This is a genomic window from Actinomadura madurae (assembly GCF_900115095.1).
GTDB classification, from domain to species: Bacteria; Actinomycetota; Actinomycetes; order Streptosporangiales; family Streptosporangiaceae; genus Spirillospora; species Spirillospora madurae.
Map to the genome: position 1 here is coordinate 628,507 of NZ_FOVH01000003.1, position 14,883 is coordinate 643,389.

Below are 14,883 nucleotides of genomic sequence, written 5' to 3' on the forward strand. Positions count from 1 at the left end.
ATGGCACTGAAGGATCGTCTCGAAGACGACCGGTCGGCCAACGACCGGACGAGCAGGAACACCGTCCAGCACTGGCGGCAGCGCCTGCTGGAGGAGATCAACCTCGACGAGCTCGCGCGGCTCACGATGGCGCAGCGCCGGGCCCGGCTGGAGAAGGTCGTCGGGCTGCTGGTCACCCGTGAGGGCCCCGTCCTCGCCGCCGGGGAGCGCGCCAACCTGATCCGCCGGGTGGTGGACGAGGCGCTCGGCCTCGGCGTGCTGGAGCCGCTGCTCGCCGACCCGAGCGTCACCGAGATCATGGTGAACGGCCCGGACGCGATCTTCGTGGAGCGGGCCGGCCGGGTGCACCGGCTGGACGGCGGCTTCGCCAGCGAGGAGCAGCTCTACCAGACGATCGACCGGATCGTCGCGCAGGTCAACCGCCGGGTCGACGAGTCGAGCCCCATGGTGGACGCGCGGCTGCCGACCGGGGAGCGCGTCAACGTCATCGTCCCGCCGCTGTCGCTGGTCGGCCCGATCCTGACGATCCGGCGCTTCCCGCGCGCCTACTCGATCGAGGAACTGGTCGGCATGGAGTCGATGGACTCGGCCACCGGCATGCTGCTGTCCGCCTTCGTCCGGGCCCGCCTCAACCTGGTCATCTCGGGCGGTACCGGCACGGGGAAGACGACGATGCTGAACGCGCTGTCGGCGTTCGTCCCGGACCACGAGCGCATCATCACCATCGAGGACTCCGCGGAACTCCAGCTCAAGCAGGAGCACATCATCCCGCTGGAGTCGCGCCCGCCCAACATCGAGGGCAAGGGCGCGATCACGATCCGCGACCTGGTCCGCAACGCGCTGCGGATGCGTCCCGACCGCATCATCGTCGGTGAGGTCCGCGGCGGCGAGACGCTCGACATGCTCCAGGCGATGAACACCGGTCACGACGGCTCGCTGGTGACGGTGCACGCCAACTCCACCGAGGACACCGTGCACCGCCTGCAGACCCTGGCCAGCATGAGCGACGTCAAGCTGCCGTTCGAGGCGATCCGCGACCAGATCGCCAGCGCGATCGACTGCGTGGTCCAGCTCAGCCGCGGCCCGGACGGGTCGCGCCGGATCACCGAGGTCGCCGTGGTGGACCCGGCCCGGCGCGACCAGTTCAAGCTGCAGCCCGTGATGCGCTTCGTGCCCGAGCCGATCGGAGCGGACCGCGTGGTCCGCGGGACGTTCCAGCCGATTCCCCTGCCGGAGGCGCTGCTCACCCGGATGTTCCATGCCGGGGAGAGCGTCCCGCCGATGTTCGCGCAGCGCGGGAACGGCGGCGGTCACGTCCACGGGGGCGGCCTGAACGGCAGCGGACCGCGGGTGAGCCCATGACCCGCATCGACGAACCGACGAGGGAGTGTGCGCGGTGAGCCTTCCACTGCCCGTGATCCTGGCGCTGCTGGTACTGACGCTGGCCCTCGCGGTCTGGGGGATCGGCGACCTGGTGATCGGTTGGGGCCAGCGCAGCCGCCTGGTGGCCCGGTCCGCGATGGTCACCGACGAGAAGGTGACCGGCCTGCTCGGACGGCTGGAGCTGATCATCCGCCGCACGGCGATGGGCAAGACGCTCGCCCGGCGGCTGGCGGCGTCCGGGATGCGGATCCGGGTGTCCACGTTCGTGCTGCTGATGTCCGCGACCGGCGCCTTCGCGATCTTCCTCATCGGCAAGTGGATGGCGCCGCTCTTCGGGATCGCCGCCGCGATCGGCGTCGGCTTCGCCTTCCTGTCCTACGTCCGGCGCCGGGAGGAGCGGCGCAAGGAGGAGTTCATCGCCCAGCTCCCGGAGCTCGCGCGCGTGCTGTCCAACGCCACGCACGCCGGTCTCGTCATGCGCACCGCCATCGAGATCGCGGCGGACGAGCTGGCGGACCCGGCCGGAGAGGAGCTGCGCCGCACCGCGGACGCGCTGCGGCTCGGGCAGTCGGTCGACGAGGCGCTCCACGACCTCGGCGAGCGGCTCCCGTCCCGCGAGCTCGGCGTGCTGATCAGCACGCTGCTGGTGTCGGCCCGCGCCGGCGGATCGCTGGTCACCGCGTTGCGGACGATCGCCACCACGCTGGAGGAGCGCAAGGAGATCCGCCGCGAGGTCAAGACCATCATGGGCGAGGCGGTCGTCACCAACTGGGCGATCGGCCTGCTCGGGATCGCGGGCCTGGCCATGGTCAACGTCATCATGCCCGACTCGCTCCGGATCATGAGCGGCAAACCCGTGGGCCAGATCATCCTGGCCGTCGCCGGCGGCCTGTTCATCGCCAGCCTGGTCATCATCAGCCGGATGACCCGGATCGACGTGTGAGGTGGACATGGTCATCTATGCCATGGCGGGCGGCGCGGCCCTGTGCGTTCTCATGGGCATCCTCGGGCTCGCCCTGCTGACCGCCGACCAGCGCGTCGCCACCTCGGCGGTGCCGGTGGCCGGCAAGCCCGACAAGAACGAGACGTTCGTCCTCGACGTCATCGCCGACCGCCTCGGGCGGCCGTTCACGAGCATGACGATGGAGCTGCTCGGTCCGTGGCGGCCGAAGATCCGCAAGCGGATCGACGCGGCGGGCCGTCCCGGCGGGATGACGGTGGAGACCTACTCCCGCCGGACCGCGGGCTACACCGTGCTGTTCGGGCTGCTCGGCCTCCTGCTGATCGTGAACGGCCAGCCGCTGTTCGGCATCCTCGCCTTCTTCGGAAGCCTGCAGACCGAGCTCGTCCTCTACAGCAAGCGGGCCGCGCGGCAGGACAACATCCAGCGGTCGATGCCCGACTTCCTCGACGTGCTCGCGGTGACGGTGAGCGCGGGGCTGAGCTTCCGGCTGGCGCTGTCCCGCGTGGCCGAGAGCATGCCGGGGCCGCTGGCGGAGGAGTTCATGGTCGCGCTGCGCCAGATGGAGCTCGGCACCCCGCGGCGGGAGGCGTTCGAGGACCTGCGCAACCGCAACAGCTCCGAGGCGGTGAACCTGTTCGTCACGGCGATTCTGCAGGCCGAGGAGCTCGGCGCGCCGCTCGGCACGGCCCTCGTGGACATCGGCGCGGACATGCGCCGCGAGTCCGCCCAGTGGGCCAAGCGCAAGGCGCAGCGCACCACGCCGAAGATCACCGCCATCACGATGTCGATGACGCTCCCCGCGCTCATGCTGGTCGTGCTCGGCGCACTGTTCATCGGGTCCGGAATGGGGGGTGCAAGTGGGCTCTTCGGGCAGTAGAGGCGGGGTCTTCCCGGAACGCGTGGGGTCGGCGTTCCGGATGCTCATGGAGATCAGGATGCTGATCACCGCGTTGAGCATGCTGCTCCTGCCGCGCGAGCAGCTGACGGTCGGCGTGTTCGCGCTCATGATGACCATGGTGCTCGTGTCGTGGGGCACCGCGCGCAAATGGCGGATCGTCGCTCCCCGCGTCGCCGCGCACCCGGCCCTCTACACCCTCGACATGCTGCTGTCGTTCGCGGTGCTCGGCGTCGGCGGGATCGCGGGTCCGTACTTCCTGTCCACCGTCGCCACGGCCACCATCGCCGGGCTCCTCTACCGATGGCAGGGCATGCTGGCCGTCGCCGGCCTGCAGATCCTCGTCTACTACCTGACCTACGTCCTCACGGCCACCGAGATCGAGACCGTGACCTTCCAGACGTTACTGGGGCAGCCCCTCTACTACCCGCTGGCGGGCTTCGCCGGCGTCGCGCTCCGGCGCCTGCTGGACGACTACTCCAGCAAGGAGGCCGCACTGTGGCAGGCGCAGGTCCTCGCGGCGGCCTCCGAGGAGCGGGCCAGGCTCGCCCGCGAGATGCACGACTCCCTGGCGAAGACGCTGCGCGGTATCGCGCTCGCCGCGTCCACCCTGCCGCTGTGGATGTCCAGGGACCAGGTGCGGGCCGCGGAGGAGGCGTCGCAGATCGCGCTCGCCGCGTCGGTCGCCTCCCGCGAGGCGCGCGAACTGCTCACCGAGCTTCGCGACGACGCCGTCACCCGCTCCCTGCACGAGGCGCTCAAGGAGACCGCGAACCGCTGGGGAGAGACGGCGGGGGTGGCCGTGACCTGCGATCTCGACCTCGACGTCGAGCCCGAGCTGCGTATGCGCCATGAGGTGGTCGCCATCCTCCGGGAGGTGCTGACCAACGTCGAGCGGCACGCGAAGGCGGATTCAGTGCGGGTCGAACTCACCAAGGAACAGGATGATCTCGTGCTGACCATCGTCGACGACGGCAGCGGGTTCCGTCTCCAGCAGCTGACGGACCTGGCACGTGACGGGCACTACGGCCTGATCGGCCTGCACGAGCGCGCTCAGCGCGTGGGCGGGACGGTGGCGATCTCGTCGGAGCCGGGGACGGGGACGACCGTGTCCGCCCGGCTTCCCGTGGACCTGACCGGCGAGCGCCGGCTGGCGGAGGTGGGTTGAGATGACGGTTCCGCGCGTCGTGGTCGTCGACGACAACGTGGTGGTCCGCTCGGGCCTCGCCTCCCTGGTGGAGGCGTCCGGTGCGGAGGTCGTCGGCGAGGCGGGCGACGGACGCACCGCGATTGAGCTGGTCGACAGGCTGAAGCCCGATCTCGTGCTGCTCGACGTCCAGATGCCCCTGATGGACGGGGTCGCCGCCGCGCAGGTCATCAGCGGCAAGACGCGCGTCATCATGCTCACCTACACCGAGGACCCGAAGGTCGTCCGCGCGGCCATCAGCAACGGCGCCGTCGGGTATCTGGTGCACGGTTCGTTCACCCCCGAGGAGCTGGCCGCCGCCGTGCACGGCGTGGTCAACGGCTCCAACCCCCTCTCGCCGTCGGCGGTCTCGGCTCTGGTCGGCGCGGTGCAGTCCGACCTCCGGCCGCCCCAGCCCGCACCCGAACCCCGGCCGGAGCGGCCGGCGGAGCAGGACCGGCGCGAGCGGCCCACACCGCTGGCGCGCGGCACCGGTGACTTCGGGCTGTCCGCGCGTGAGGCCGACGTGATGCGGCTCATCGCCCGGGGCCGGTCCAACGGCCAGATCGCCCAGCAGTTGTTCCTGGCGGAGAAGACCGTCAAGAATCATGTGAACCGCATTTATGCCAAGCTCGGCGTGACCTCGCGCGCCGCCGCGATCGCACAATGGATAGGCACGTCGGAAGAGGCGGACGGATGACGCCGGAGCCCTTGGCGGCCGGAAAGGATCCGTTCTTCTGGGTCTGGGGGCCCTGTCGAGGTTGGGTCCGGGAGACGGCCGCAATTGGGCCGCTGGGCCCTGGGGAAGGCTATCTGAAATCCCTACTGTTGTCTGTGTCAGGGCGAGACAGAAACAGCCGGGAGGCACCAGATGAACCCGATGATCCCCCTCTTCGTCACTCTTCAGACCTTCGTTCAGGACCGCGTCGAGCAGCTCAAGGAGAGGCACGACCGGGGCGCGAGCGCGCTGGAGTACGGCGCCCTCATCATCGTCGCGGCCCTGATCGTCGGCATCCTCTACACCGCCATCAACACCACGGTCCGGACCAAGATCACCGAGGCGATCACCAGCCTGTTCAGCCCGGGTGGCGGCGCCTCCACCTGATCCCCGGCGACGTCACGACCGGACCGGCTCGAAGCGATCCGTCAACGCCCGATGGGGAGACCGCGGCAACCGCGGTCTCCCCATCGGGCGTTGACGGTTTTCTGCTTTTTAGAGAGGAATCATGAATCATCGCATGTCTGCGGGGCGGCGCGCCGTTCGTTTTGTCGCGGTTCCGGCCGCCTTCGCCCTTGTTCTCTCGGGATGTTCCGGTGACGACAAGCCGGATTCCGAGAAATCGACAGGGCCGGCGGGCAAGGGAACGCCCGGCGGGGAACTGCGGCCGATCGCCTCGATGCCGCTCGCTCACAAGGACGGCCCCGCGCACGTCGACCTGCTGGCGCTGAGCCGGACGGCGGCGAACACCGTCACCGCCCGATTCAAGATCGTCAATGACGGAAAGAACAAGATCGACCTGTCGGGGGCCGTCAACGAGCTCGGCGACTCCCTCGACCCGGACCTCGGCGACCCGCTGGCCGCCAGCGGGATCGGGCTCGTCGACGCCGCGAGCGACAAGATCTACTACCCCCTGCACACCACCACCTCGTCGCAGAACTGCGTCTGCACGGGCGTCTTCCAGAAGCCGGTCGGCCCCGGTGCGGCCATGGACGTCTACGCGACCTTCCCGTCGCCTCCCGCGAACCTCCAGAAGGCCACGCTCGTGGTCCCGCTGTCGGTGCCCTTCCAGGACGTGCCGATCACCGGTGATCCCGTGCAGCCGCTGCAGGGGCAGATCGACCCGGCCAAGGCCCAGCTGAAGAAGCCGAGGGTCCTCAACCTGCGAAGCCTCACCGAGGGGACCGAGCAGACGGTCGCCGACGACCCGAACGACAGGTCGGTGCGGCTGTCGGCCGATGTCCTGTTCGCCGTCAACAAGGCCGACCTGACTCCGCGGGCCGAGCAGCTCCTGCAACAGGTCGCCAAGCAGATCGACGCGTCGAAGGGCGCGACCGTCCAGGTCGACGGGCACGCCGACAACACCGGGAACGACGCGATCAACCAGCCGCTCTCCGAACGCCGCGCGCAGGCCGTCGCCGACCGGCTCAAGAGCCTGGTGACCAGGCAGGGCGTGACCTACAAGGCGGCCGGGCACGGCTCGAAGCAGCCCGTGGCGACCAACGACACCGACGAGGGGCGCCGCAAGAACCGGCGGGTGACCGTGCTGTTCGCGCGCCCGCCCGCGCCGGCGCCGCCGCCCGTGAGCGGCGAGCCCTACAAGCGCGGCTCCTCGGCGGTGCTGGGTTCGGCGACCTTCAAGTCGGCCGCGGCCAACGGCCTCAAGGTCGAGGTCAACAGCCTGCACCGCGACTCGTCGGGGCTGACGATCCTGGTGTGGACGCTGCGCAACACCGGGCAGGGGTCGCCGGATGTCGGGCTCATGCTGGAGAAGCGGGCCAACATCCACGGATCCGCTCCGCAGCCGGCGCGGGCGGACACCACCGGCGGTGTGATGCTGTACGACGCCGCGAACCAGGTGCGCTACAACTCGCTGAGCACGCAGGCCGGTCCGTGCATCTGCAGTGAGGTGGCCCGGGAGGACGCGAAGAAGGTCCTCGGCCCGGGGGAGAGCGTCGTCCTCTACAACGCCTACGAGCCGCCCGCGAACGCGTCGAACCTCGAAATGCAGGTCCCCTGGGGCCAGGGCACCGACGCCGCCGACGCCGCGGTGAAGGGTCTGACCATCAGATAGCCGGGGACATGGACATGACCGTCGCGGAAGAGAAAAAGGACGAGCGGGACACTTCCGGCATCCGATCCGACCAGCGCGTCCGGTTGCCGTCGGCACGCACGCGTTCGTCCGTCATCTGGATGGCGCTGGGTTTCATGAGCGGCCTGGAGCCGCTGGACGACAACTCGTTCCTGACCCACCTCCAGACCGGACAGTGGATTCTCGCCCACGGTGTGCCGCACGGGGACATCTATTCCTACACCGTCCCGGGCACCGCGTGGATCGCCCAGTCTTGGCTGGTGGAGGCGCTCTACGCGGCCATCGACAAAACGGCCGGGCCCTCGTGGATCCTGATACTGGACTGCATCGTCAACGCGGCCATCGCCCTTCTGGCCTTCCGGCTCGCGGACCGGCTGCGCGGCGGGGCGCGGACCGCCCAGCTGGTGCTGCCGGCGCTCGCGGTGTCGCTGCACTTCTGGGTCGAGCGTCCGCTCGTGTTCGGCATCCTGGCGCTCGTCCTGCTGATCTGGATCGTCGAGGTCCCGGACTCCCCGATAGGGCGGCGGCCGCTGGTCCTTCTTCCCGTCCTGATGTGCCTCTGGGCGAACGTCCACGGCTCCTTCGCCCTCGGATTCACCTATATCGCGCTGCATCTGATCGGTCGATGGCTGGAGGGCGCGGCGCCGTGGCGCGGCGCTGAGCGGCGCCTGCTCCAGGCGTCGGCCCTCGCGTTCGCGGCCTGTTTCATCAATCCCTACGGCTACCGCCTGGTCCTTTTCCCCGTCGACCTGGTGTCAAGGGGAGAGGTTCTCCGGAACGTTCAGGAATGGGGGTCGCCGGACTTCCGGACCACGCTCGGGGCCGCTTTCGCCCTCTGGATCGCGGTGTTCGTCATCGTCCTGGCAAGGGGCCCAGGAAAGGCGTCCACAAGGGATCTGGTGGTGACGGTCCCGTTCCTGCTGCTCGGTCTCTGGGCGCTGCGCAACATCGCGCTCGCGCCGCTGGTCGGGCTTCCGGTCGCCGCGCGCGTGCTCGGCACCCGCCCGGAACGGGAGGAACGGCGGCACATCGCCGATCTGGGGATCATCGCGCTGGTGGTGGCGGCGGTGGCGTTGTTCGCCGGCACGACGCTTTCGCGCCCGGCGTTCTCCTTCGAGAAGTACCCGGTCCGCGCCATGCGGGTGGTCGAGCAGAACGGCCTGCTCGGGCAGCGGCTGTTCACGACCCACACATGGAACGCGTATGTGATCCACGAATACTGGCCCCGGCAGAAGGTCTTCATGGACGACCGCTACGACATGTATCCCGTGGCGTTCACCAAGGAGTACATGAAGGTCCGGGAAGGGGGTCCGGAATGGCGAGGGATGCTCGACCGGTATCGAGTGAACGTCGTCATATGGGAGACCGGCACCCCGTTGGCCGGGGCGATCGCCGCGGACCCGGGATGGCGGCAGATCTACCGTGACGGTCAGGCGACGGTCCTCGTCAGACGCTGACCGACGAGCCACCGCCGCCCGGCCCGGGCTCCGGCCGGATCAGGCTCGGTCGAGGCGGAAATCGTCGAAGGTCGCCTTCGTGGCCGGCTCGTACTGCAGGCGTCCCTCACGGCCGGCGACGATGCCGGCCGTGCCGGAGCGGAAGGGCGCGTTCCTGTCCGTCGCGACCGCCACCTGCCGGCCGTCGACGAGCGCCTTGATCTCGACACCGGCGCCGGAGTCGGTGCAGACACCGGTGACGCGTGCGCCCGACCCGGCGGTCCCGACCGGTGAGGACGACGTCGCGAGCACGGTGCCGGTCAGCTCGTCCCCCTTCCTGATCCGCATGGTCCCGTTCTGCGCGAGCAGGACGTCGTAGCGGTGGTGACCGTCGCTCCGGCAGTACACCCCGGCCTCATCGGCCGGATTCGCCGACTCGACGCGCACGGTGACGGTGATCTTCACGTTCGCGGGCGGGCCGGCCAGCGGGGCCCGCACGGTCTGGTGGTACCCCTGGCTGATCTGGGAGATCGTGAAAGCGCCCTGCTGGTACTCCTCGTACTCGCCGTTCCCGCGGCCGGTCGCCCAGCCCGATCCCGGGTCGGAGAAGTCGTCCGCGAGCACGGAGGCGTCGCCGGACGTCCCGCCGCCGCCGTTCGGCCACAGGAAGGTGGCGAGGCCCGCGGCGAGGGCCACCGCCCCGATCCCGGCGACCAGGGCGAGGCGCAGGCGGGACCGGTACCTGCCCGGCAGGCGCCGTGTGAAGCCGTCCTTCGTGGGCTGGACGCGCGGTCCGCCGTTCGGGGCGATCTCGGGAATGGTCGTCCCCACCAGCCCCACCGTCCGCGCCGCGCGCTCGGTGTCGCTCTGCCCCGTCAGCTCCCGCAGCAGCTGCGCCGGCGTGGGACGCTCCGACGGGTCCTTGGCCAGGGCCCGGAGGACGAGCTCCCGCAAAGGGGAGCTCAGCCCGTCGATCCGAGGTTCGCCGTACACGGTCTTGTAGAGGACCTCACCGACGTTCTCGCCCGCGAAGGGGAGCTGCCCGGTCCCCGCGTAGGCCACGACGCTGCCCCAGGAGAACACGTCCGCGGCGGCGGTGATGGGCTCGTCGACCAGCCCTTCCGGCGCCATGAACGCGGGGGTGCCCATGCTCTGGCCGGCACGCGTGATGCGATGGTCGGTGCCGATCCTGCGCGCGATCCCGAAGTCGATGACCCGCGGCCCGAACGGTGACAGCAGGATGTTCTCGGGCTTGAGGTCGCGGTGGACGACGCCCGCGCCGTGGATGGCGGACAGCGCGGTCGCGATGCCCGCGGCCAGCCCCTCCAGGTCGGAACCGCTCAGCGGGCCGTAGGTGGAGATCACGTGCTCCAGGGTCGGGCCCTGAATGTATTCCGTGACCACGTAGAAAGGCTCGCCGTCCATGTTCGCGTCAAGGACCGGTGCCGTGCAGAACGGACGGACCTGGCGCGCCGCGGTCACTTCTCGCCGGAAACGTTCGCGGAAGTCGGGGGTGCCCGTCATCTCCCGGTTAATGATCTTGATGGCGACCGGACGGCCGTCCGGGGCCTCGGCGAGATGGACCGTCCCCATTCCCCCTCTCCCCAGCTCGCGGCCCAGCCGGTAAGGACCGACATAACGGCCGGGCATCGCGGTCTCGTCAGTGTCCGCCGAAGGCATAGCGCTGACGGTAGCCAGGCCCGGAGAGTGCGGCAAGTAGCGCCGGACATGGGTCTCCAGGCCCAGGACCGGGTCCGGTGCCGAGCGGCGGGACCGGTTCCGGCCAGGTCTGTAGACCCTGGGTAATCACGTCCGTATTACCTACCGTGCGGGGCCATGCGTGCCGTGTTCTCCGCCTGGTTCACGGCGAGTCTCCTCGCCGTGATGGCCCTCCTCGCACTGAAGGCGCTTGCTCCCACGACCGGCCAGGGCGAACCCGTGGACGAGTACGCCCAGGTTCTCCGGGTCCATCTTCCCTGGCTGCTGTTCTGCGTTCTCATGGCCGTCGCCGCCGGCAGTTACGTGCGGGAGTGGGCCAACGGCCTCGGGAGGGTCGTCGCCGCGCTGCCCGTTCCCGTGCTCGGCAGTTTCGTGGCGGCCTCCCTCGGCATCCCGTTCTCCGACACCGCGGTCGGAGTGGTGCTGCATCTGATCGAGGCGTCGCTCGGCGTCGTTCTCGGACTGGCGCTCTCCAAGACGCTTTCCCAGCGCTGGGCCGCGGAGACCGTCACCACCAGAGAACGGGGCACATGGCGGAAGAACCGCTGAACGCGGGGGACCGGCATGCGCGCCCGGGGACAAGGAAGTGAGCGTTGGGTCGTAGGACCCTGTCTCCTGGTCCCGAGTGCCCATTTTCTTCCGGATGTCGGGGTGAGGGACCCAAACTGACGTGGCCCGATTTTAGGACCGGCAAGGGACCTGAGACTCTGGAGAGGACTCCGGCCGCCGCCCTAATTTCGGGGCATGTTGATCGAGCGTTCACGAGCGTTGCCGAATTCCCGTGCGGATCGGGAGCGGGGCGCGAGCAGCCTGGAATACGGCGCCCTGATCGTGGTCGCCGCCCTCGTGGTGGGCGTGCTGGGGACGCTCGTCAGCACCAAGGTCGAGGGGCATGTCAGCAACGCGATCTGCGACCTCTTCCAGGCGCAGTGCACCGACACGCAGCAGCGGACGTCCGCGGACGGCGACGGCCCCGGCCCGGAGCCGAGCCCGAGCCCCGGCCCGCCCGTCCCGCAGCCACCGCCTCCGAAGCCGTCCAAGGAGCAGACCGAGACCGAGTCCGTCCTGAACGAGACTCAGCTCGGCCGGGACGCCCTGAAATGGGTGAAGGACCACGGTGTGCGGGTCGTCTACCGGGCGGGCGGCGGGTCCTACTACGACGGTGACGCCAACGTCTTCTACGTCGACACGAACCAGACCCCCGAAGAACGGGCCAACACGTTCGTGCACGAGGTCAACCACGCCGAGCACCGCGACGATCCCGACATCGACGATCTCAGCCGCGAGGACTTCATCGACAAGTCCATCGACGAGGAGACCGAGGGCACGGTCGAGGCGATCCAGAACAACCAGCAGCTCCAGAGGAACCGCGGCGGGAACTCACCGGACACCTTGCTGCAGCAGGAGTACGAGGATGCGTACAACGACGCCGTCAGGCGCGAGAACGCGGCGCGTGCGAAGGCGCAGCGACCGCCGCTGGACGCCGCCGGCGAGAAGGCGGTCGGGGAGAAGGCAGGGCGTGAGAGAGTGAAGCAGGCGTTCGTGAATGGAGAAGTCGTCTCGTCCGTGGACGGAAACAAGTACGCCGACAACTATGGGAAGGCATGGGATGACGCGCACGACTGCTTCCTGTGGATCTTCTGCTGAGCGGCGCCGTCCAGGCCGTCGCGCCGTGAGCGTGACGCTGGCGCTCCCGGCTCTGCTGCTGGCCCTGCTCCTCACCGGGTGCGGGTCCGGAGGCGACGCGGGAGCCGGGGGAACCAAGCCGAACACGCGCCCGGACGAGCGGCTCCGCCAGACCATCAGCAAGGGGCTGGTCGCCGCCGGCCGGCAGGAGGAGGCGCGGATCGTCGCGCTGAGCGGCAGCCGGCTGACGCCGGTCACCGCGCCGTTCCTGCGGACGTGGAAGATCTACCGCGTGGACTACCGCCAGTCCCCCCACCCGGTGCTGCTCCACGTGGCCACGGGCGGCGGCCGGGTCGAGCTGCTGACCGGCGCCCCGAGCGCGTTCGGCAAGGTGACCGCGGCCGACGGCACGACCGTCGGGGACGCGGCCACGGCGGCGGCGCTCGCGCGCACCTATGTGGAGACGACCCGTCCCGGCGGCGTCCTCACGTACGTGGTCGGACGGGTGGAGGACATCAGGTTCCGCCCCGGCATCACCGGCGCCGCCGCGAAGCACCGCGACGAGATCGTCAGCCGGTACCGTTCGCGCATCAAGGCGCCGGCGGCCGTCGCCGCGGGCGAGGACTTCACCGCGACCGTGTACGTGGTCAAGGACAAGGAACTGCAGAAGCACGACATCAAGGTCTCCGCGTCCGGGGCCATCGACGACGGCGTGGACACGCTCGTGCCGGATCTCCCCGTCCCCTACACCCTCTGACGGCCGCCGGTGTACACAGGGCGCCGTCAGAGGGTGTAGGGGACGGTCTGCGGAGGGTGCTGCTGTGTTGGAGGCGTTCGCGGTCGTCGCCGCGGTGGCGTTCATGCTCGGCTGGCTGGAGACCCTGGCGGCGCTGGCGCGGATGCTGCGCACCCGCGCCTGGCCCGTGACGACGTGCACCGCCCTGGAGATCAGGGAGAAGGACCACTACGAGGACGGGACGCGGCACACCCTGTACTCACCGGTCGTGGAGTTCACCACTCACGACGGCCGCCACGTTCGGGACGTCCTCGGTGACTGGTCGACCGGGCTGATTCTCAAGATCGGGGAATCGGCGCGGCTGAGGTACAACCCGGCGCGGCCCGAGCAGTTCCGGCTGACCGGATTCGGTCGCAGCGGTCTGAGCACGAGGTTGTTCATCCTGTTCTTCGCGCCCACCGCCGCCTGCCTTATTCTCTGGTGGTTCGTCTTGAGGCCCTAAGACCCTATCGCGGGGTGGCGGTGACCATTACGGTGCCGAACCATGACACGCCCCTTAACTCGCAGGCGTCACGACCGTGGAGCCTCGGGACTCGAATACGGCGCGGTGATCGCCGTCGGGGCCCTTGTCGTCGCCGTCCTCGCGTACGCCGTCTCCGGATCGTTCCGTGCGAACGTCGAGCCCGCCCTCTGCCGTCTTTTCGGCGGGGAATGCAAGGCGCAGCAGCCGACCGCGAGGCCGCTCGACTGGACGAAATGCAATATCAACGACGCCAACCGTTCCATGGGATTCAACGCCGCGTTCCGCGGGATCAGGGGCGACCTCGCGGGCAAGGACCAGATCGTCACCCAGGTGAATCCGGCCACGGGAGAGAAGAGCGCGCAGGTCACGCTCACCGGCAAGGGCGGTCTCGGTGTGGAGACGGGTGACCGGACGGACGTCGGCAAGCTCGGCGGGCTGAACGACAAGCTGAAGGCCGGCAAGAACGGCAAGATCGACGTGTCCGCCTTCGCCGGCATGAACACCGAGCTCGGCTTCCGGTACGACTTCAACGAGTCCGAGGGCGGCGACCCGTACGGGCGCGCCCAGCGCTTCCTCGACACACGGCGCGGACCGACGTGGAAGCGGGTGCTGAGCGGTCTCGGCGGGACCCAGGGCGAGGCGCTGGAGAACGGCGCGGCCACGGCGGTGAACGGCATCCGGCGAGGCTGGAACTGGCTGCGCGGCAAGGACTCGCCCGAGCTCGACAAGGAGGGGCTGACGCCGACGGCGGTCACCTTCCGCGTCGGCGGCGAGGCGTCCGCCGGTGGGAAGTGGAGCGGCAAGAAGGGGCTCGACGACAAGGACCCCGGCAGGCCGAAGGCGGATCTCGGCCTGGACGCCGGCGGTGAGGGCAAGGCGACCGCGGCCGGCGACGTCACCATCGTCGTGGACGACAAGAAGGCTCCGCAGAACAACGGCATGCGGATCTTCACCCAGAAGTTCACCGCCGACGCCAGCGGAAAGATCCAGGGCGGCATCGACCTGAAGCGCATGCTTCCCAGCACGTGGGCCGGCGGCCCCAAGACCGCCCTGGAGGGCGGCGTCGGCATCGCCGGCACCCAGACGGTGATCTTCGACAGGAACGGCAACCCGGTGCGGTTCATCATCCAGCTCGACAAGGAATGGAAGGGCGGCGGGTCCGTCACTCTGGGCGGCGACCGCAAGGAGAACCAGGGCATCACCGGGAAGGGAAAGTCGACCGTCGGGCACAAGACGAGCGATCTGTACAGCCTGGACCTCACCCAGCCGGAGAACCGCGCGGCCTTCGACCGGCTCTTCATGACGGTCGGCGGCATGGCCGCGGTGCCCAGAATCCAGCACCCGGAGCATTTGGGCCAGGCCCTCGACCAGTACGGCCGGGCGTTCCAGCGGCACGGCCAGCTCGCCCATTTCGAGTACGACACCAGCGGGAACACCATCGAGGGATCGGGTGCCAACGGCGAGAAAGGCATCAAACGCAAGGGGTTCGGCGTCGGACTGAACAACGAGCAGACGTGGGCCAAATACCGTTCCGGCCGGTACTTCGACAACCAGGCGCCGCAGGCGGGTTGGCAGGCGCTCGCGAACTGCCCGCAGGGCTGATCC

Annotated in this window: 14 protein-coding genes; 13 read left to right on the plus strand and 1 reads right to left on the minus strand. The window is 69.5% G+C overall.

Annotated features, from left to right (window positions below):
* From BM339_RS12300 to BM339_RS12335, 8 genes are all read left to right on the plus strand, one after another.
* A complete protein-coding gene (locus tag BM339_RS12300) occupies nt 1–1,362 on the plus strand; it encodes a TadA family conjugal transfer-associated ATPase (RefSeq protein WP_021594671.1) in 1,362 nt (453 codons plus the stop codon).
* A gap of 34 nt (nt 1,363–1,396) precedes the next feature.
* Nucleotides 1,397–2,326, plus strand: a complete 930-nt coding sequence (locus tag BM339_RS12305; protein ID WP_024934129.1) for a type II secretion system F family protein — start codon at nt 1,397–1,399, stop codon at nt 2,324–2,326.
* 7 nt (nt 2,327–2,333) lie between these two features.
* Nucleotides 2,334–3,224, plus strand: coding sequence for a type II secretion system F family protein (locus tag BM339_RS12310; RefSeq protein ID WP_021594673.1), 891 nt, complete (start codon nt 2,334–2,336; stop codon nt 3,222–3,224).
* A 58-nt stretch (nt 3,225–3,282) separates the two neighbouring features.
* On the plus strand, nt 3,283–4,410 hold the full coding sequence (locus BM339_RS12315) for a sensor histidine kinase (protein ID WP_177287679.1): 1,128 nt from the start codon (nt 3,283–3,285) through the stop codon (nt 4,408–4,410).
* 1 nt (nt 4,411) lies between these two features.
* Nucleotides 4,412–5,128 (plus strand): response regulator, encoded by a 717-nt coding sequence (locus BM339_RS12320; RefSeq protein WP_021594675.1) that lies wholly within the window; start codon nt 4,412–4,414, stop codon nt 5,126–5,128.
* 171 nt (nt 5,129–5,299) lie between these two features.
* Nucleotides 5,300–5,533, plus strand: coding sequence for a hypothetical protein (locus tag BM339_RS12325; RefSeq protein ID WP_021594676.1), 234 nt, complete (start codon nt 5,300–5,302; stop codon nt 5,531–5,533).
* 292 nt (nt 5,534–5,825) lie between these two features.
* On the plus strand, nt 5,826–7,220 hold the full coding sequence (locus tag BM339_RS12330; protein WP_075020885.1) for an OmpA family protein: 1,395 nt from the start codon (nt 5,826–5,828) through the stop codon (nt 7,218–7,220).
* 14 nt (nt 7,221–7,234) lie between these two features.
* Nucleotides 7,235–8,695, plus strand: coding sequence for a hypothetical protein (locus BM339_RS12335; protein WP_143118376.1), 1,461 nt, complete (start codon nt 7,235–7,237; stop codon nt 8,693–8,695).
* A gap of 39 nt (nt 8,696–8,734) precedes the next feature.
* On the opposite strand, the gene BM339_RS12340 is transcribed toward BM339_RS12335, so the two are convergent.
* Nucleotides 8,735–10,354 (minus strand): protein kinase domain-containing protein, encoded by a 1,620-nt coding sequence (locus BM339_RS12340; RefSeq protein WP_083597566.1) that lies wholly within the window; start codon nt 10,352–10,354, stop codon nt 8,735–8,737.
* Nucleotides 10,355–10,510: 156 nt separating this feature from the next.
* Between BM339_RS12340 and BM339_RS12345 the strand changes: the two genes are divergently transcribed.
* The 5 genes from BM339_RS12345 to BM339_RS12365 all read left to right on the plus strand — a co-directional run bounded on the left by BM339_RS12345 (nt 10,511) and on the right by BM339_RS12365 (nt 14,880).
* Nucleotides 10,511–10,942 carry a hypothetical protein gene (locus BM339_RS12345; RefSeq protein ID WP_075020888.1) on the plus strand — a complete coding sequence of 144 codons (432 nt, stop codon included), beginning with the start codon at nt 10,511–10,513 and terminating at the stop codon, nt 10,940–10,942.
* Nucleotides 10,943–11,137: 195 nt separating this feature from the next.
* Nucleotides 11,138–12,040, plus strand: coding sequence for a M78 family metallopeptidase domain-containing protein (locus tag BM339_RS12350; RefSeq protein WP_143118377.1), 903 nt, complete (start codon nt 11,138–11,140; stop codon nt 12,038–12,040).
* A 25-nt stretch (nt 12,041–12,065) separates the two neighbouring features.
* Complete coding sequence (locus BM339_RS49765; RefSeq protein ID WP_021594683.1) at nt 12,066–12,776, plus strand: hypothetical protein; 711 nt, start codon at nt 12,066–12,068, stop codon at nt 12,774–12,776.
* A 64-nt stretch (nt 12,777–12,840) separates the two neighbouring features.
* Complete coding sequence (locus BM339_RS49770) at nt 12,841–13,257, plus strand: DUF3592 domain-containing protein (RefSeq protein ID WP_021594684.1); 417 nt, start codon at nt 12,841–12,843, stop codon at nt 13,255–13,257.
* A 105-nt stretch (nt 13,258–13,362) separates the two neighbouring features.
* On the plus strand, nt 13,363–14,880 hold the full coding sequence (locus tag BM339_RS12365; protein ID WP_021594685.1) for a hypothetical protein: 1,518 nt from the start codon (nt 13,363–13,365) through the stop codon (nt 14,878–14,880).
* The last annotated feature ends 3 nt before the right edge of the window (nt 14,881–14,883 follow it).